Source organism: Kitasatospora sp. NPDC058218, from assembly GCF_042882445.1.
In the GTDB taxonomy this organism is placed as follows: domain Bacteria; phylum Actinomycetota; class Actinomycetes; order Streptomycetales; family Streptomycetaceae; genus Kitasatospora.
Window position 1 is genome coordinate 1 of sequence record NZ_JBHVWC010000085.1, and the last position, 15,848, is coordinate 15,848.

The 15,848-nt window shown below is 71.0% G+C and carries 17 protein-coding genes; 10 read left to right on the plus strand and 7 right to left on the minus strand.

Annotated elements, in window-relative coordinates; translation table 11 throughout:
* Nucleotides 1–518 (minus strand): IS5 family transposase (locus ACFVYI_RS37565; RefSeq protein ID WP_387893973.1); only part of this gene is annotated, 518 nt, incomplete at its 3' end.
* Nucleotides 519–753: 235 nt separating this feature from the next.
* Between ACFVYI_RS37565 and ACFVYI_RS37570 the strand changes: the two genes are divergently transcribed.
* Complete coding sequence (locus tag ACFVYI_RS37570) at nt 754–1,467, plus strand: carbon-nitrogen hydrolase family protein (protein WP_387893974.1); 714 nt, start codon at nt 754–756, stop codon at nt 1,465–1,467.
* A 131-nt stretch (nt 1,468–1,598) separates the two neighbouring features.
* Nucleotides 1,599–2,279: a hypothetical protein gene (locus ACFVYI_RS37575; protein ID WP_387894032.1), complete on the plus strand. Its 681-nt coding sequence runs from the start codon at nt 1,599–1,601 to the stop codon at nt 2,277–2,279.
* Between the two features lie 3 nt (nt 2,280–2,282).
* Here ACFVYI_RS37575 and ACFVYI_RS37580 read toward each other — a convergent pair whose 3' ends face one another.
* A complete protein-coding gene (locus ACFVYI_RS37580; RefSeq protein WP_387893976.1) occupies nt 2,283–2,636 on the minus strand; it encodes a hypothetical protein in 354 nt (117 codons plus the stop codon).
* Between the two features lie 545 nt (nt 2,637–3,181).
* Between ACFVYI_RS37580 and ACFVYI_RS37585 the strand changes: the two genes are divergently transcribed.
* The 3 genes from ACFVYI_RS37585 to ACFVYI_RS37595 are packed head-to-tail and all read left to right on the plus strand — an operon-like array spanning nt 3,182 to nt 5,789.
* The gene (locus ACFVYI_RS37585; RefSeq protein ID WP_387893978.1) at nt 3,182–3,928 is read left to right on the plus strand and encodes an ATP-binding cassette domain-containing protein; all 747 of its coding nucleotides are present in this window, start codon (nt 3,182–3,184) and stop codon (nt 3,926–3,928) included.
* 2 nt (nt 3,929–3,930) lie between these two features.
* Complete coding sequence (locus ACFVYI_RS37590; protein ID WP_387893980.1) at nt 3,931–5,190, plus strand: hypothetical protein; 1,260 nt, start codon at nt 3,931–3,933, stop codon at nt 5,188–5,190.
* Complete coding sequence (locus ACFVYI_RS37595) at nt 5,187–5,789, plus strand: hypothetical protein (RefSeq protein WP_387893981.1); 603 nt, start codon at nt 5,187–5,189, stop codon at nt 5,787–5,789. The genes ACFVYI_RS37590 and ACFVYI_RS37595 overlap by 4 nt, the downstream gene beginning before the upstream one ends.
* 79 nt (nt 5,790–5,868) lie before the next feature.
* On the opposite strand, the gene ACFVYI_RS37600 is transcribed toward ACFVYI_RS37595, so the two are convergent.
* Nucleotides 5,869–6,852: a hypothetical protein gene (locus tag ACFVYI_RS37600; RefSeq protein WP_387893983.1), complete on the minus strand. Its 984-nt coding sequence runs from the start codon at nt 6,850–6,852 to the stop codon at nt 5,869–5,871.
* A gap of 507 nt (nt 6,853–7,359) precedes the next feature.
* Here ACFVYI_RS37600 and ACFVYI_RS37605 point away from each other — a divergent pair.
* Nucleotides 7,360–8,169, plus strand: coding sequence for an alpha/beta hydrolase (locus tag ACFVYI_RS37605; RefSeq protein WP_387893984.1), 810 nt, complete (start codon nt 7,360–7,362; stop codon nt 8,167–8,169).
* Here ACFVYI_RS37605 and ACFVYI_RS37610 read toward each other — a convergent pair.
* Nucleotides 8,166–9,479 (minus strand): multiprotein-bridging factor 1 family protein, encoded by a 1,314-nt coding sequence (locus ACFVYI_RS37610; protein ID WP_387893985.1) that lies wholly within the window; start codon nt 9,477–9,479, stop codon nt 8,166–8,168. The two genes, ACFVYI_RS37605 and ACFVYI_RS37610, sit on opposite strands and share 4 nt — an antisense overlap.
* Before the next feature lie 200 nt (nt 9,480–9,679).
* Here ACFVYI_RS37610 and ACFVYI_RS37615 point away from each other — a divergent pair, with 200 nt between their 5' ends.
* From ACFVYI_RS37615 to ACFVYI_RS37625, 3 genes are all read left to right on the plus strand, one after another.
* Nucleotides 9,680–9,808 (plus strand): hypothetical protein, encoded by a 129-nt coding sequence (locus ACFVYI_RS37615; protein ID WP_387893986.1) that lies wholly within the window; start codon nt 9,680–9,682, stop codon nt 9,806–9,808.
* An 86-nt stretch (nt 9,809–9,894) separates the two neighbouring features.
* A complete protein-coding gene (locus ACFVYI_RS37620) occupies nt 9,895–11,367 on the plus strand; it encodes an MBL fold metallo-hydrolase (protein ID WP_387893988.1) in 1,473 nt (490 codons plus the stop codon).
* On the plus strand, nt 11,364–12,254 hold the full coding sequence (locus ACFVYI_RS37625) for a hypothetical protein (protein WP_387893990.1): 891 nt from the start codon (nt 11,364–11,366) through the stop codon (nt 12,252–12,254). The genes ACFVYI_RS37620 and ACFVYI_RS37625 overlap by 4 nt, the downstream gene beginning before the upstream one ends.
* A gap of 65 nt (nt 12,255–12,319) precedes the next feature.
* Here ACFVYI_RS37625 and ACFVYI_RS37630 read toward each other — a convergent pair whose 3' ends face one another.
* From ACFVYI_RS37630 to ACFVYI_RS37640, 3 genes are all read right to left on the minus strand, one after another.
* Nucleotides 12,320–12,679 carry a VOC family protein gene (locus ACFVYI_RS37630; protein WP_387893991.1) on the minus strand — a complete coding sequence of 120 codons (360 nt, stop codon included), beginning with the start codon at nt 12,677–12,679 and terminating at the stop codon, nt 12,320–12,322.
* Nucleotides 12,680–12,920: 241 nt separating this feature from the next.
* Entirely contained in the window at nt 12,921–13,268 is a 348-nt protein-coding gene (locus ACFVYI_RS37635) for a peptidoglycan-binding protein (RefSeq protein ID WP_387893993.1), read from the minus strand.
* Between the two features lie 401 nt (nt 13,269–13,669).
* Complete coding sequence (locus ACFVYI_RS37640; protein WP_387893995.1) at nt 13,670–15,226, minus strand: helix-turn-helix domain-containing protein; 1,557 nt, start codon at nt 15,224–15,226, stop codon at nt 13,670–13,672.
* 206 nt (nt 15,227–15,432) lie between these two features.
* On the opposite strand from ACFVYI_RS37640, the gene ACFVYI_RS37645 reads away from it, so the two are divergent.
* On the plus strand, nt 15,433–15,639 hold the full coding sequence (locus tag ACFVYI_RS37645; RefSeq protein ID WP_387893997.1) for a hypothetical protein: 207 nt from the start codon (nt 15,433–15,435) through the stop codon (nt 15,637–15,639).
* The last annotated feature ends 209 nt before the right edge of the window (nt 15,640–15,848 follow it).

Below are 15,848 nucleotides of genomic sequence, written 5' to 3' on the forward strand. Positions count from 1 at the left end.
ACCTTGTCCAGCAGCGTGGTTCCGATGGCGTTGTCGTGCACGCTGGCGGCGACCACCACGACGGCGATGATCAGGCCCAGGACGTCGGTGGCGATACCCCGTTTGCGACCCGGGCTCTTCTTGCCCGCATCCAGTCCGGTGGTGTCCTTGGTCGCGTTCGTCGAGGCCCGCACGGTCTGCGAGTCCAGGACGACAGCGGTGGGGTCCTCGTGACGTCTGCGCATCTCGCGGACCTGCCAGCGCATCAGGTCGTGGACGGTCTCGGCGGTGCCATCGTCTCGCCACAGGGCGAAGTAGTAGTACACCGCGCTCTTCGGCGGCAGGTCATGCGGCAGGTAGCGCCACTGGCAGCCGGTGCGGGCCTGGTAGAGGATCGCGTTCACGATCTCCCGCATGTCGTAGCCGCCCTGGTGGCCGCTGACCGAGGTGTGCCGGCCCTTCCAGGCGACGATGACCGGCCGGATCAGCTCCCAGGCCTCATCCGACAGGTCACTCGGGTACGGAGCGCGTCCACCCACGCCCACCAGCGCACCGCATTTCCGGCCGATCGTGAAGTCCCAAAACCGGACAACCTGCCTTCAAGTACGACTAGACCCACCGACGCTCGCAGAACACCCTCTCAAAGGGCTCTGGGCATCGTGCCATGCCCGACAGCTGGCAGGCCACAAACCCTGGATGGAACTGAGCCCTCGGTGACAGGTCCGGAAGGCCCTGGGGTTCCCCGCAGCCCGGTCGGCGGCGATGATGTAGGCCATGATCGTCGCAGCCACCCAGTTCGCCCCGGTCGCCGGGGACATCGACGCCAACGTCCGTACCATCGCCGGGCTGATCCGGGCCGCCGGGGCCGACGGCGCCCGCCTGGTCGTCTTCGCCGAGCTCGCCGTGACCGGCTACGAGCCGACGCTGATCCGGGACATTCCCGGCCTCGTCCTCACCGAGGACGACGCCCGCCTCGAACCCGTGCGGGAGGCGTGCCGCGCCGTCTCGGCGGCGGCGGTCGTCAACGGTCCTGTGCACACGGCGGAGGGCCGGCCCACGGTCACCTCGCTCGTCATCGGTCCGGATGGCGGACTCCTCGCCCGGTACGACAAGCAGCACCTGTACGGCATTGAGCAGGAGGTCTTCGCAGCGGGCGGCCGGGACGGCCGCTTCGAGCTGGAGGGCACCCGGTTCGCGCTGGCCACGTGCTACGACAACCGCTTCCCGGAGCTCGCCGAGCGGGCCGCCGCCGACGGCTGCACGGTCTATCTCGCGAGCTCGGTGCTCTCCGCCGACAACGACTCGTTCGAGAAGGTCTATCCGGTGCGGGCCCGGGAGTTCGGTCTCCACGTGGTGCTCGGCAACGTCCTCGGCGACAACGAGGACGGCGTGGGCTGCGGTGCCGCCGGTGCCTGGGGCCCGGACGGCGAACGGACCGCCGACGCGGGCACCGAGGCGCCGGGCCACGTGCTCGCCGAGGTCGGCTGAACCGGCGGTCTACTGGCGGGCTCGCGTATTCAACCGTCGTGAGTTGACCCACCGGACTCTGGCACTGCTACCGAGCGTGACAGCCGTTGGGGGAGATTCTGGGTGTCAGGGGTATCCGGTTGGATGAGCACGTGACTGTCTATGACGTAGCTCGCCGGCTCCCTTCCATCGCTGACCTGCGGAACCTTTGCCGCTCACTGGCGATGCTCGATTCGATCTTGAGCCCGGACTGGGAAGGCCGGTACTACTCCTTCAACGCCGGCTGGGCCGACGGCGAGGAGATGGCCTCGATGCGCAACGGGTCGGGGGACGAGTACTCCATCGTGTTCTCGGCGGCCGGGGCCTACATCCGTGGCTTCGACCACGAAGCACCGATGAGCCCGTACGGCAACGACGGCGAGCCCTGGCCGGGAGTGATGGACGAGGTTCCGGAGGTCTTCAAGCCCTTCGTCGAGGAGCCGGCGTTCACCGACGAGGACGACGTCCCCGTTGTGACGGCCTGCCTGTGGCGGGAGGCAACGGATGATCGGTGGCGGCACGGCGTGATCGACTTCCCCGCCGAGTGTTCCGACCCCGACGGGGCGACGGGCCTGTTCGAGCTCCTGGTCAACCGCTCGCCGGAGGCGTTCCAGCGCTTCGCCGAGGACTACTACGAGGTTCCCGTGGACCCGGAAGCGGTGCGCGACGTGTATACCTTGCGACCGCTGAGCCAGAAGCTCGTGTCATCGCTGAACGCGGAGGTCACCCTCGCAGACCTGGTCGAGGACATCGCCGAGATCGGCTACCCGCAGTCGGCCCGGGACGTGATCTGAGCTTCAACCGTCGGTGAGTCGATGAGGAGTCCAGCCGGATGGTGATCGTAGGTGGTCGCCTGCGGCGTATCGGCTCCAGGTCCCGCCGCTCTCTCTGAGGAGACGGCTGGTGGTCTTGTCGTGGTAGCCAAGGGCGTCCGCGATGACGGGGGCGGGCAGTTCGAGGAGTTGTTGTCGGATGGCGGCGCCGCGGGCGGCGGCGACCGGGACACCGATCTCGCCCAGGCGTGCGGACTGGTGATCGGGGCGGGCCGGTCGGCCGGCCCGGCGGCCGGGGAAGAGCCGGCGCGATGCCTGGTTGGTGGCGGTGTTCATGTTGTCGCGGTCCGCGATGTAGGCCAGCAACAAGGTTGCCACTGGCGCAGGGACAGGGGAGGCGGGCTCCCCGAGCCGCAGAAGCGTGGTCTTCCCGTCGTGGAGCCCGTCGTCGACCGTCAGCTGGACGATCCGGGTCAGGGTTGCGCATAGAGGAGGACGATGACGCCAGCGACTCGGACCCGAACTCTCGCGACGAACCCCGGCGGCGCCGCACTCAAGAAGGACATCTGTGCAGATCAACGGTAGTGCGACCGCCGCCCACCCGATCCGCTCGAGCACCTGCCTGGACGGCCACGGCCTCGCTCGCCGGCCAGCCCTGCCGGCCGGCCCCGGACGGCACTCGCCGCAAAGTCCTGAGCTGCGCCCCATGACGTCCGCCAGGTTCATTCCATGGATCTTCGCCGCACGCCCTGACCTGACACCACCCCGGCTCGGACATAGCAAAGCCACAAGAAAGTTCGTTGGCATTCGTGGATCACCGGAGCCATCCCACAGGTACACAGACCTCTACTAACCCCGCCACTCGGCCGAATTGATGCGCAGCGCCCCTCTGACCAGCCGCCTTGCGAAGTGGATCAATAATCATGCCTGTTCAAGTAACCGAATGCTCCTTCAGCTACCGTCGGGACTCCCACGTCCTGAAGGACTTCAGCCTTCGCCTCGACAAGGGTTGCAGCGTGCTCCTCGGCCCCAACGGCGCCGGCAAGTCGACCCTGTTAGGACTGATCGCCTCCGCACTCCGGCCCGAGACGGGCCGCATCACCCTCGACGGGCTCGACACCCGTACGAGCAAGGACCTCAAGGCGTACCGGCGCAAGGTCGGCTGGCTGCCCCAGCAGGTACGCCCCGTCCCGGGCCTACGGGTCAGGGAGCAGGCGGCCTACGCGGGCTGGCTGAAGGGCATGTCCCGCGCCGAGGCCTGGCAGCGGTCGCAGCGGGCCATCGACAGGGTGGGGCTCTCCACACTCGCGGACCGTCGCAGCGCCGAACTCTCCGGAGGACAACTGCGCCGCCTGGGCATCGCGCAGACGCTCGTCCACGACGCGGAACTGGTGCTTCTGGACGAGCCCACCGCAGGGCTGGACCCGGTGCAGCGCGGCGTCTTCCGCGAGCTGATCGCCGAACTGCGCCACCTCACCAGCTTCGTCGTCTCCACCCACCAGACCGAGGACCTGGCCGAGATCTACGACTCGGTCGTCGTCCTGCTCGACCGGGGCCAGGTCCGCCACCAGGGCCCGATCGACTCCTTCCTCGCACTCGCGCCCCACGACGTCCCGGCGGAACGACGTGCCGAGGCCGCCTACGCCGGCATCGTCACCGGGGAGGTCTGACCATGCCCTGGCGCACCGTCATCCGAACCTCCGCGGCCCTGCGCGCCGCACCCGTCGCCCTGGTGTGGATCCTGATGTACAGCGGCAAGATGACCGGCTGGATCACCGACGGATACTGGCCCTCCCTCACCGCCCAGAGCACCTTCCTGCTGAACTTCACCGCACCCGCCGTCGCAGCCTGCGGCGCCTGGGAAGGCCTCAAGGTCCGCCGCTCCGCCATCCTCGACACCGCACCCGCACGCTCCGCCACCGCCATCGCCCTGTCCGCACTCGCCCCGGTCCTCGTACTCGGCACCCTGTCGGTCCTCGCCGCCCTCGCCGTCTTCCTCCCGCAGACGAGCGGTGTCCCGGGTTGGCCCACCCCCGTCATCATCACCGTCGAACTGCTGGTCGTCCTCGCCCACACCGCAGTGGGCTACGCCCTCGGCCTCACCCTGCCCCGCCTGCTCGCCGTGCCCTTCGCCCTCGTCGCCAGCTTCCTGTGGATGGCCTACCCCTCCACCCTCGACGCCTTCTGGGTCCGCCAGCTCAACGGTCGCAACCTCACCGAGTGCTGCGCCCTGGACGAGGTTCCGGCCCTCCGGGCCGTGGGCGCGCCGGCCGTGGCCGTTCTCGGGTTGCTCGCGGCCGCCTGGATCTGGACGGCGGTGCGCGACGGGCGCCGGCTGATCGCCGTCGTCGCGCTGGCGGCGACCACCGCCGCGGGGGCGTGGATCGCCGCACCACTCGGCTACCGCGCGGCCACGGCCCGTCCGGCGAGCGAACAGACCTGCACCACGGCCACACCGCGGGTGTGCCTGTGGCCAGAGCAGAAGGCCGAGGCCGCGAACATCACCGAATGGGCGACCCAGGCGCAGCAACGCCTCCATGCCGCCGGCCTCACGGAGGCCACCACGGTGTCCCCGCTCTCCACCCGTCCCAGTCGGGACGAGGTTCAGTCGCTCGTCGCCCTCGGCCACATCCCCAACCGGGCCCCGCAGTGCGCGATGGAACGAAACGGCCGTTGGCCCGGTGTCGAGGCCGTCGCCCCGCTGTCGTCCTGGCTGAAGCTGACCGCCGGAGTCACCCCTCGTACGGTGGAGGGCCGCTACCGCGAGCAGGAGGTACGGATCGCCGGCCAGGTCATGACCCTCCCGCACGACGAACAGCTCGCCTGGTTCCGGGCCAACGCCGACGCGCTGAACCGGTGCGACACCAAACCGGTCCTGGACCCCGCCCAGTACCACCACCCCGGTGTGCCCTCGTTCGAGGCGTCCCGATGATCTGGTGGCTCAGGATCCGGTACGTTCCCGCCGTCGCCGCCGGCCTGCTCGCCTGCATCCTGCTGGGCAGCGCCGCGAACTCGGTGACCGTTCCCATCCCCGTCGTGATCGGCGGACTGACGTTCGACCTGCCGATGTCCTCGCTCCTCCCGCTCATCCCCGTCTGTCTGATCCTGGAGGGGCAGGCCCGCGCCGACCGCCTCGCCGAACGCGTTGCGGTCCGCGCCGTCGGACGATGGGACGCGGGCTTCATGGCCCTGTGCGTCCTGGTCGGCGCTCTGGCCGCCGCTGGCGCAGCCATCGCGGACGCGGGCACAGCGGCAACCGCCATGGCCCGCGATTTCGCCGGCTACCTCGGCCTGGCACTCATCCTCCGATGGCTCGGCGGAGCACGCCTGGCCTCCGTGGCCACCGCGGTGTTCCCCTTCGCGTGCGTCTCCTTCGGCCTGGCGCACAACCGGCCCAGCATCTGGGCCTGGCCCCTGCACGACGCCACCTCAGCCACCGCAGCCGCCCAGGCCCTGCTGCTCCTCCTCGCCGGCGCCGCCACGTCACTGCTCGCCCCGCTACGTGGGCAGGACAGCAACGACGACGATTGACGACGAAATGGCCGGGCCCCCGCTCTCGTCGAAGCGGGGGCCCGGCCATCAGCGTACTGGCGGTGTTCGCGTACCCAGGTCAGTTGGTGGTGCGGTCGTCGAGGACGACTCGTGGACCACTGCCGAGCTCCGCGTCGTCCTGCTCGCCGCGTGGACGGGTGGTAGCCACCACTTCCGCGATGCGCTCGTAGGCGGTGACGGCCAGGGACCAGGTCTCGATGTCCCGGGGCTGCTCGACGCCGCGGTGCACGGCCGCGTGGAGGGCATTCAACAGTGCGACGGTCGAGCGCCCCGACAGGTCCGTGGTGAACGGCTTCTCCGGGTTCGGGCGGTCCCACTCCCGGGACCGCTCCTCCGGGGTGTTGAAGTGCGAGGTGCTGCCCGCGGCGACGCTGCGCACCTGCTCGTTGAGGAAGTCCCAGGTGTGCGGGTGGCACTCGATGACCAGGGTGTGGATCGCCCCGGCCTTGCGCAGGGTGGTGACGTGCGCGGACCAGGCGAAGACGGCCGGGATCAGGTCGGTCGTGCCGCCGAGCAGCCGGTCCGCATCGGGACGCGTGGCGGCGGGGTTCGGGACGGTGGGCTCGGCCACGTTCTGGTTCTCCTCGGTGCTGAGGGCGGACGGCACGGCGGTGTCCGGGCCGGCGAAATCGTCGATGCTCTCCGGGCGGTCTCCGGCGGGCTGGTCCTCGGGTGCGCCGACAACGGTCTCGGCCCAGGCCGGATCGACTGGCTCCTGTCCGATGGGCCGTTCTGCGCCGGTCGGCACGAGCGAGCCGGCTGCTACCTGCAGCCGCAGCTCACCGAGCTGCTCCAGTAGTTCCTCGATCCGCTTCTGCTGGACACCGGACTCCCGGTGGTAGCGAGCGGATTCGTTCTGCTCCTTGCTGATCACGCTGATCAGCTGGTCCCGGTGCGCCCGCAGCTCCGCCAGCACGGCCTGGGCTTGCTGTTCGACGTGGTCGGGCAGCGTTTCCACCAGGCCCTTGATGGCTGTGGTGTCGTCGAGCAGCCGGGTGGCCTGGTCGAGGATCCTCTCGACGTTGCGGCCGGTCTGGGTCACGGTCCCCCCTGGGTACGCGGGCCGGTTCGGTGGCCGCGGCTGCACCAGCGTGGAGTGAGCAGACCGGAGCCGGTGGCGGAAGTCCAAGGTGTGACCGGAAATCGGATCATCACTGTCTGAAATCAACAGGTCACGCTATGTCCTGACTATGTGCCGGCTCGGACCACCCAGTCCAGCCACGTCACCCAGAACAGCCGCTACAAGGACGACGGCGATCGTCGACAGCGCTCCGGCTGGACCGCCACCGCCCACCGCGCCACCCCGCACATCGGCCCCGCGAGGAGCCATCCCCTCTTGGCTCCGACCCCGCAGCGCTGCGCCCGTAGCGCCGGTCCCTGTCAATGGCCCCATCTCCATACGAGAGCCCGACCATCGACTATGGGGTTCAGTCAAGATGCCTGCGAAACCCACATTGAGATGATCATGGGGGCCTGAGGAGCTGGCTGGCCAGCTCCGGGAATCGGGCGAGCGGGTCCGGGAGCCCAGCCGAGTGGCTACGATCTGCTTATGGTCGATCACGAGACGGCGTTTCAGTCCCTGGACGGTACAGCGTTGTTCGGCACGGTCTGCTCGGCGGAGACGCCGGGCGGGATGGCAGTCCTGGTCCACGGGTCAGGGGTGACCCGGGAGGAGGGCGGCTTCTTCACACGCCTGGCCGCCGGCCTCGTCGCCTCCGGGGTGACCAGTCTGCGGTTCGACCTGCGGGCGCACGGGGCCAGCGGCGGGCGCGAGTCGGAGCTGACGATCGCTTCGGTGACCAACGACATCCGCGCGGCCGGTGACCACCTGCGTGCGCACACCGGCCGGCCGGGCCCGGTGCACGTGATCGCCGCCTCGTTCTCCGGCGGCGCCGCCGCGCTGCACGCCGCCCACCGGCCGGGCGACGTCGACAAGCTGGTGCTGCTGAACCCGCGGCTGGACTACAAGGCGCGGTACGTCACCTCCCGGCCGGGCTGGTCGGACGACTACCTGTCCGGGGAGATGGCGGTGCGGTTGGAGGAGCAGGGCTTCACCGAGAAGTCGCCGTTCGAGCTGAACCGGGCCCTGCTGAACGAGGTCTTCTACCTGGACACCCCGAGCATTTTGGCCGGGGTGCGGGCGCCGGTGCTGATGGTGCACGGCACTGCGGACACCTTCGTGCCCGTCGAGTCCTCCCGCCGTCACCGGGCGATGTTCGGCGGGCCGGTGGAGCTGGTGGAGCTGGACGGCGCCCAGCACGGTTTCGCCGTCCACGACGACCCGCAGTACCTTCACCCGCAGTCGCAGGTGTGGCAGCGTGAGGTGATCGGGAAGGTCAGCGCCTTCCTGGTCGGTTAGGCCACTGCCAGCTCGCCCAGTCGCTGTCGGAACTCGCGTACGGCCGGACGCTGCGCGTACGGCGCGAGGTCGTCAGCGGTGCGGTGGAGCTCGGCGAGCACCTGCCCGAAGCGGGCGCCGGCGGCGAGCGCCAGGGCCTGCATCGCGGCCGAGGCGGCCTCGTCCGGTTCGCCGGCCGCGACCAGGGCGCCGGAGTACTGGGCGGTGAAGAACGCCCGGTCGCGGGGCGCGAACGCAGCCGTGGCGAGGTGTTCGCCGAAGAGGCCGACGGCCCGTCCGCTCCGGCCGGCTTCTCGGTAGCAGATCGCGCTCTGCACCATGAGGCGCTCGTTGGTGTAGCCGTCGCCGAGCGGGCCGGTGCAGGTGGCGGGCCCGCTCGCCGGGGCTGCCTGGTCGAGGGCGGCGTGCGCGCTGTCGAGGACGCGGGTCACCTGGTCGGCGCTGGCGCCGGTGAGGGCGAGCGCCCGGGCCTGCTGCTGGAACGCTTCCGCGCGCGGCCTCGGCGGCAGGGTCCAGGGGCCGGTGGTGGCGGCGCGGGCGAGGTCGAGCATCCGGGCCGCGTCGGTGCGGTCGGTGGCCTGGGCCTGACGGAGCAGGACGTAGGCGTGCATGGCGCCGTCGCCGGTCAGCGTCGCCCACTCCTTGGCCTGGTGGTGCCAGTACGCGACGGCCGGGGCGGGGGCGCCGGCGTCGCGGTGCAGCCAGGCGGCCAGCTCGGCACCCCGGGCGCCGAGGACCAGCAGCTCGCGCCGCAGTCCGGGGGCGGAAGTGCGGGCGGCGGAGTTGATTGCCGCGAGGATGCCCAGCACGGTGGGCAGCGCCTCGTGCGGGCCGGCCAGGCCGTCGGCGCGGGCGGCGTCGTCCAGCGCGGTCAGCAGGTGGCCGAGGAGTTCGCGGTCGCCGTAACGCCGGGCGCCGTGGGCGGCGGTGGTGAGGTGGTCCAGGGCGTCAAGGTCGAGCACCGGGGCGGCGCCCGCCAGGCCCAGGAACGTCCGTCGGCGCACGTCGCTCTCCTCCAGCTGTCGTCCGTTCTCGCCCGGGCGCCGTCCGGTGGGCCGGGCGGGCCGTCGAAAGCCGAGGTCCTCAAGCGGGCAGCCGAACATCGCCTTCAGGACGCGCCGGGCGTCGCGGTTGGGCCAGGTCGACTCGCCCGACTCCCACCGCCTCACCTGCCGTACCGAGATCCTGGCTTGCTCGCGCAGCTCGCGGGCCTTGTCCTCGTACGCGGCGGCGAAGTCCTCCTGGGTGTGCCAGCCGCGCTCGACGCGGGCGGCGACGATGCGCCAGTTGGCGACGGCGTGTTCGGGCATGGGCACCCCCGGAATCCAGGACCACCACGGTAGCCATCATGGCGACCGTGAGCGATGGGACGGTACCTACCCGTCACGGTGTCCGGTGAAGCGTCCGGTGATCCGGCCTCGACCCACGCTTCGCCCGGCGGTGAACTGTGAGCATCGGACCAGCCCACCCGGCCGAGTCCCCAACATCCCCTCTACGCAAGGAGGACGCCATGAAGACCACCGCGAAGGCCCCGGCCGTCACGCTCGACCCGAAGAAGGTCGCCGCGCTCCAGGCCAAGGTCGCCCGGCTCGTCGGCACCGGCGCGCTGGCCGCCGCCCCGCACACCTACCACCACTGAGTGATCTCCGGGAGGGCGGGACGGCTGGGGCCGTCCCGCCCTCCCGGGCCCTCCAGCCCCGGTCCCGCACATCAAGGAGGCAATCCGTGGACACCCGCCTGGAGCTGACGTTCCTGGGCCACCAGACCTGGCTGGTCCAGGGCGGCGGCCACCGCGTCCTGATCGACCCCGTCCTCAAGCCGACGTTCGGCCTGCCCGGACGAGCCGAGTGCCGGGTCTGGCCGCCGCGTGACATCGACGCCGGCCTGATGCCCCGCCCGGACGCCGTCGTGCTCACCCACGAGCACCTCGACCACTTCCACCTGCCCTCCCTGGACCTGCTGGACCGGCAGGTGCCCGTCTACACCGGGCCGCTGCTGCCCGCCCCCGTCGAAGAGGCGATCGTGAATCTCGGGTTCACCGTGCGCCGGATCGACCACACCACGCCGATCGAACTGGGCGACCTACGTGTCACCCTCTTCCCAGCCGGCGCCCAGACGCTCTTCTGGGAGGACCGCGTCGTCCAGCCCTGCCTGCGGGTCGGCGACGGGCCGAGCGTGTTCATCGCCGTGGACGCCGACCCCTCGGACCTGTACCTGCAGCAGGTCGCCGAGGGCGCCCAGCCCGTGCCGCGGATGGCGGTGGTCTCCAACAACTCCCAGATCGTGCCGCCCGGCATGCCTGCCTCCTCGGTCAACCTGCTGCCCGGCATGGACGGCACCCGCCACAAGACCGGCCTGAGCGTCCTCAACCAGCTGCTGCTCGACGCCCTCGCCCCGCTCGACGGCATCAAGGACGTGGCGCTGTGCGGCAACGGCTTCCTGCCTCCGGCCTCGCCGCACGGGCCGTTCCTCTACTCCGACCACCCGAAAATGGCCGCGGCCGCCAACGGCCTGCAGAACCTCTTCCACGTCCACGGCCCGCGCCCGGGCGAACGGCTGACCCTCCCGGCCTCGCCGGCCGAGAAGGTGACGTCGGACCAGGTCGGCTGGGTGCGGATCGACGACGACTTCGAGTACGAGGCGCTGGTCACCCACGCCGCGTTCCTGGCCGACCTCGGCAGCGTGGAGCTCTCCCCGCTCGCCGAGCCGCCCGCCGACCGGGACCGGGCGCTGGCGGTCGTGACGGCGGAGCTGCCGCGGCTGGGCCGTGAGCTGCTGGCCACCGGCGCCGGGATGCTGGCGTGCAGCATCCATGAGTACCTCTCCGGCCCGCTCGGCCCCCACCGCGCGGTGCTGCGGCTCAAGGACGGCCCCGGAGGCGAGCTCTGGCAGTTCGCCTGGGACGTCACCACCGCTGACTTCGTCCAGGTCGAGGCGACCGGCCGCGAGGAGGCGATGGCCGCCTACCCCTTCGGCGCCGAGATGTTCTTCCAGGACTACCTCGCCCTGCTCACCGGTCGCCTCCAGGTGTGGGACGTGGCCGGCGGCGCGATGGAGTGCTGGCACATCGGCCGCCCCCTGGACAGCCTCGTCTACGCCTTCTTCGGCATCTACGGCGAGCACCAGCGCCCCGACCTCGCCGCCCTGTCCTATGTGAACCTGGCCGCTGGCATCACCGCGCCGGCGGGAGCCCGGTGACCACCGCACCGGCCACCGCCGCCCAGGCGCTGACCGGGCTGGCCCGCATCCGCCCCGCCGGGTGGCTGGCCACCCCGATGCCCGCCGACCCCGTCGACCTTCTCGTGCGCGCCCGCCGGGTGCTCGCCGCCGACCACCCGGGCGTGAACGGTCGGGTCAGCGTGGTCAGCGCCCGGTACACCGCCGCGGTGTTCACCGTGCACCGGCCGCCGCCGGAGGGCTCGCTGGTGCTCAAGCTCCACGCCGACCCGACCGCCTACGTCCGGGAGACGCTGGCGTACGCACTGCTGGCCGACACCGCGCCGGTCGCCCGGCTGTACGCGGAGGGCGAGGAGTCGCTGTCGCTGCTGATGGAGTACCTGCCCGAGCCCGCCGACTGGACCGAGGCGGCCATGCCCGTCGTGCTGGCCGAGCGGGTCGCCGCCGTCCACACGGCCTCGCTGCGGCTGCCCGGCGAGGCTGCCGAGGCGCTGGCCGGCTTCTCCCTCGCCGCCCTGCACGGCGCCCCGGTCCCGGCCTGGATCACGGACCCGTCCGCGTTCGGCGAGGTGCTGGCCGCTCACCTGGATGCCTACGGCCCCGACCTGGTGCCGTTGGGCCACCTCGACCTCAAGCCCGAGCACCTGCGGCGCCGCCCGGGCGGCGAGGTGGTGCTGCTCGACGTGGAGAGCGTGCGCCCGGACGTGACCGGGCTGATCGACCTGGTCACCCTGCCCGCCGTCCTGCGGCAGGCCGGGCATGAGCTCAGCCCGGCCCGGGTGCTGGGCCTGTACCTGGACGCCACCGCGGCCCGGGGTGCGAACTGGACGGCTGGCTCGCTGAAGGCCGCCCTGCGGGCGTACGCGGCGGCCACCGGCCTGGAGAGCCTGCACGGCCTCGACGGGTGAACGCCGAACGCCCGGTGCCCCGCCGACCGTGGTGATCAGCGGGGCACCGGGCGTTCGCATGTCTCCTACGGGCCCTCGATGCCGAACATCGTGCCGAACGGGTCGCGCAGCTGGGCGATCCGGCGGCCCGGCTCAATGGTCAGCGGGCCGCGGTGGTGCTCGCAGCCGGCCGCCAGCAGCCGCTCTCGGACCTGGTCGACGTTGTCCACGCCCCAGTACACGACCGGGCTGCCGCCCCGGGGGTTGCGCTCGTCGTCGGCGGGGTGGAAGCCGAGCTCGACCCCGCCGACCTCCACCCAGGCGTAGACGGCCCCGGTGTCGCTGACGTCCATCTTCGCGGGGACGTCCAGGAGTTCGCCCCACCACCGGGCCGACGCCTCGGGGTCGTCGGCGAAGGTCATCACGGTACGAACGGTGCTGAACACGGCCCACCTCCACAGGGGTGCCTTACGAGTTCCGGATCATGATTCCTGCGCTCCGCGCGGGGCGCTGGAGCATGACTGAGGGCGTCATACCGCCGGTAGCCCGTCCCGCGCCTGGAGCTCGTCGTCTGTCAGGTCACGCCACCGCCGACACCCTGACCCCCTGGTGTCGCCAGCCCCCTGGTCCCGGATCGCCCCGGAGATGGCCGGGCCCCGCCAGGGGGCTAGTGGTTGGCCGCACCGCTCAGCAGGCAGCCTTGGAGGACGCGTAGCGGTTGAGCAGGTACCAGGTGTACTCGCCCACGATGCCGTCCGTGGTGAGGCCGGCGCACGCCTGGAACTTCTTCACGTCGGCCTGGGTGGCAGCCCCGAAGATCCCGTCCCGGGTGAGGTTGCTGGTCGACAGCGCGTAGTACAGCTCGCACTGGACCTGCTTGACCGCGATCCCCGTGTCGCCCCGGGACAGTACCGGCTCACTGCTGGTGTAGCTGCACCGGAAGGAAGTCCCCGCCGATGCGGTGGGTGCCGCCACCACCGTGGCGGAGAACAGCAGCAGGGCAGCGCCGAAGGCGCTCACAAGGTACTTCTTCAAGATTCCTCCAGGGCATCGGACCGGCAGGCGCGCTTCTCGCCGACTTGGTTGAACACGAACATATCCATCACCCGGCCACAACGGGCCGAGCGCAGAACGGCGCGTCCAGGGAGCGCGCGAAGCGGCCCTGTCATCTGTGGCATCGGGGCGAGGAGGACTTGACGCCGGTCTTCGCAGAGATGTTCCTCAACCCCTAGGTTGTGCTGCTCGATGTGGAGAGAGTGTGCCCGGCCGTGACTGGGCCGATCGACCTGGCCGCCCTTCCCACCGTGCCAGGCGAGGCACGAGTCGAGCCCCGTCCAGGTGCTCGGCCTCTACCTGAACGCCACCTCCGCACGCTGGACGGCCCGCTCGCTGAAGAACGCCCTGCGCGCGTTCGCGGAGGCCACCCCGACCGCTCCCTAAGCCTCGAGCGCTCGTTGCTGTGCTTTGACGAAGCGGTTGCGCTGCTCCCAGATTTTCGGGAACAGCGAGTCGTAGGTGCTCAGCGTCTGCTGGCTGTCCCGGTACAGGGTTTCCAGCAGCTGGACCGCCTCGGCCCATTGTCCTGATTCCCCAAGGCAGAAGGCGTGCTGGTAGCGAACGGAGAGATGGAAGGGGTTGTGGGGGCCCTGGATCCGGGCGGTGTCCTGGACCACGCCGGCGAGGAGCCGGGCCGCCTCGGCCCGCTGCCCTGACTCCCCGAGGAAGAAGGCGTGGTGGTAGCGGCGGACCAGGGCCTCGTCGGGGCCCTGGACCCGGGTTAAGTCCTCGGCCAGGAGAGCGAACAATCGGGCCGCCTCGGCCCGCTGCCCTGACTCCCCGAGGCGGTAGGCGTGCATGTGGCGCCTGATCAGGGCTTCTGGGTGGTCGGGGTTCAACACCCGGTCCGCGGCCAGGCGGGTACGCAGCCAAGACCCCTCGGCCCATTTCCGGACCGACCGGGGTCGGGCGGCGGGTGTGCCGGGTGGTGTTCCGCCGCTGTTCTCGACGGTCGGAGGGTTGTCCTGGTTGTCCGGGACAACGACGGGACGGTCTAGGGCGCTGGCCTGACCGTGATGAGGGGTGTGGTCCGGGTCGGTGTCCTGGAGTTCGTCGGTGATGCGCTGCAGGGTCTGGTCGTCGGCGTCGTTGACGATGGTGACGTGGGCCAGAGCCTGGTCGATGTCGTTCCCGACCGGGTCCGAGGAGACGGTGCCGCCCGGTACCGTGCCTGCGCCACCGACGTTGTCCGGCGCGCTGGGTTCATCGGGGGTCGGGACATCGGCGCGGAGCCGGTCGAGTTCGTCGGTGAGGTCGCGGACCTGCTGCTGGACTCGGGCGGCGAGGTCTTCGGCCTGCCGTTGCTTGTCCCGTGCGCGGTCGAGTTCCTCGTTCGCCCGGCGTTCCTGGTCCAGCGCGCGGGAGAGCTGCCGCTGGGTGTCTCCGAGCGCTTGCCGATCGCCGGCGTGACCCAGGAGATCGGCGCGGTCGGCGGAGAGGCTCTCCACCCGGGCCTCCAGGGTGCTGATCATGCTCAGCAACACCATGATCAACTGTGCGGAGTTGCGCGCCGCCTCCTGCAGGGCAGTCTGCTGCTCCAGGGCCCGAGTCAGCCGCTCGTAGGTCTCGACCTGCCGCACCCGACGCTGTTCGAGCTCGCGGACCGAGCCCCCACCGACGGGCGAGGGCTCGGTCCGCGCGGCCGGGTGGTTGGCCGCGTGCAGCAGCTGCTCGACCTCGCTCCACCGGCGCTCGCGTAACCGCGGATCAGCCACCGTCACCCGCACCAGCTCGCGCACGAACTTCAACTCGGGCACTCGACCGGACAAGTACAGGCCGGTCTGAGTCTTGGAGTAGTGGATCCTCTCCGCGACGGTGGTCATCGTCAGCCCGCTCGCGTCGACCTGCGCCCGCAGGAACACCGCCAGCGCTTCGGCCTCGACCGTCGCCGCTCTGATCGGCCCCCACTTGCGGCCGCCCCGGCCCCGTTCTGCCACCCTCAACTCCCGCCCCCGGCCGAACAAACCGTCCAGGCCGTCCCGGGACAGCCCGCCGTTGTCCGGACCTTATCGCTCCTCCACCTGCGGCAATGCCCGTTCGCGCTTTTGGACTATCCATACCGACGGCACCGTCTTCCCCGACACCCAACACCGCACCGGACCGGCATCAAGCACGGGAGTCCGGCAGAACGAAGGAGAAGGATATGACCCGGCCGACCCCGCCGAACACGCCCGAGCCCTCGCCCTTCCTGACAGTCCGCACCGCCCTCGTCCTACTCGCCGCCGCCGTCATCGGCCTGGTCATCGGGGGACTGACGTTCCTGAGCGGCGGCCACGCCGCGGTGGCGGCCGTGGCCGGCCTGACCGCCTCCGGGGCGAGCGTGCTCGGGCTGCACACGCTGATCAGCTGACCCCGGAACGACTCCGATCTGCTCGCCGCAGCACTCCGTCACCACCGCGCCGGCACCTGGTGCCAGCCCGCTCAACCGTTGGTGCCTGGCGGAACGAAGAAGGAGCCTGCCATTGGACCGGCGGGACCACCGGTCAACAAGGGTGGTCCCGCCCCCCGGGGGGGGGGGGGGGGCTCATCGAGGACGGGCGGATTTACCCCAGGAGGTTG

Coding starts and splice junctions, on each gene's coding strand:
- ACFVYI_RS37570 (WP_387893974.1), top strand. CDS start 754: ATGATCGTCGCAGCCACCCAGTTCGCCCCGGTCGCCGGGGACATCGAC.
- ACFVYI_RS37615 (WP_387893986.1), top strand. CDS start 9,680: ATGAAGACCACCGCGAAGGCCCCGGCCGTCACGCTCGACCCGAAGAAG.
- ACFVYI_RS37585 (WP_387893978.1), top strand. CDS start 3,182: ATGCCTGTTCAAGTAACCGAATGCTCCTTCAGCTACCGTCGGGACTCC.
- ACFVYI_RS37590 (WP_387893980.1), top strand. CDS start 3,931: ATGCCCTGGCGCACCGTCATCCGAACCTCCGCGGCCCTGCGCGCCGCA.
- ACFVYI_RS37595 (WP_387893981.1), top strand. CDS start 5,187: ATGATCTGGTGGCTCAGGATCCGGTACGTTCCCGCCGTCGCCGCCGGC.
- ACFVYI_RS37610 (WP_387893985.1), bottom strand. CDS start 9,479: ATGCCCGAACACGCCGTCGCCAACTGGCGCATCGTCGCCGCCCGCGTC.
- ACFVYI_RS37645 (WP_387893997.1), top strand. CDS start 15,433: ATGACCCGGCCGACCCCGCCGAACACGCCCGAGCCCTCGCCCTTCCTG.
- ACFVYI_RS37605 (WP_387893984.1), top strand. CDS start 7,360: ATGGTCGATCACGAGACGGCGTTTCAGTCCCTGGACGGTACAGCGTTG.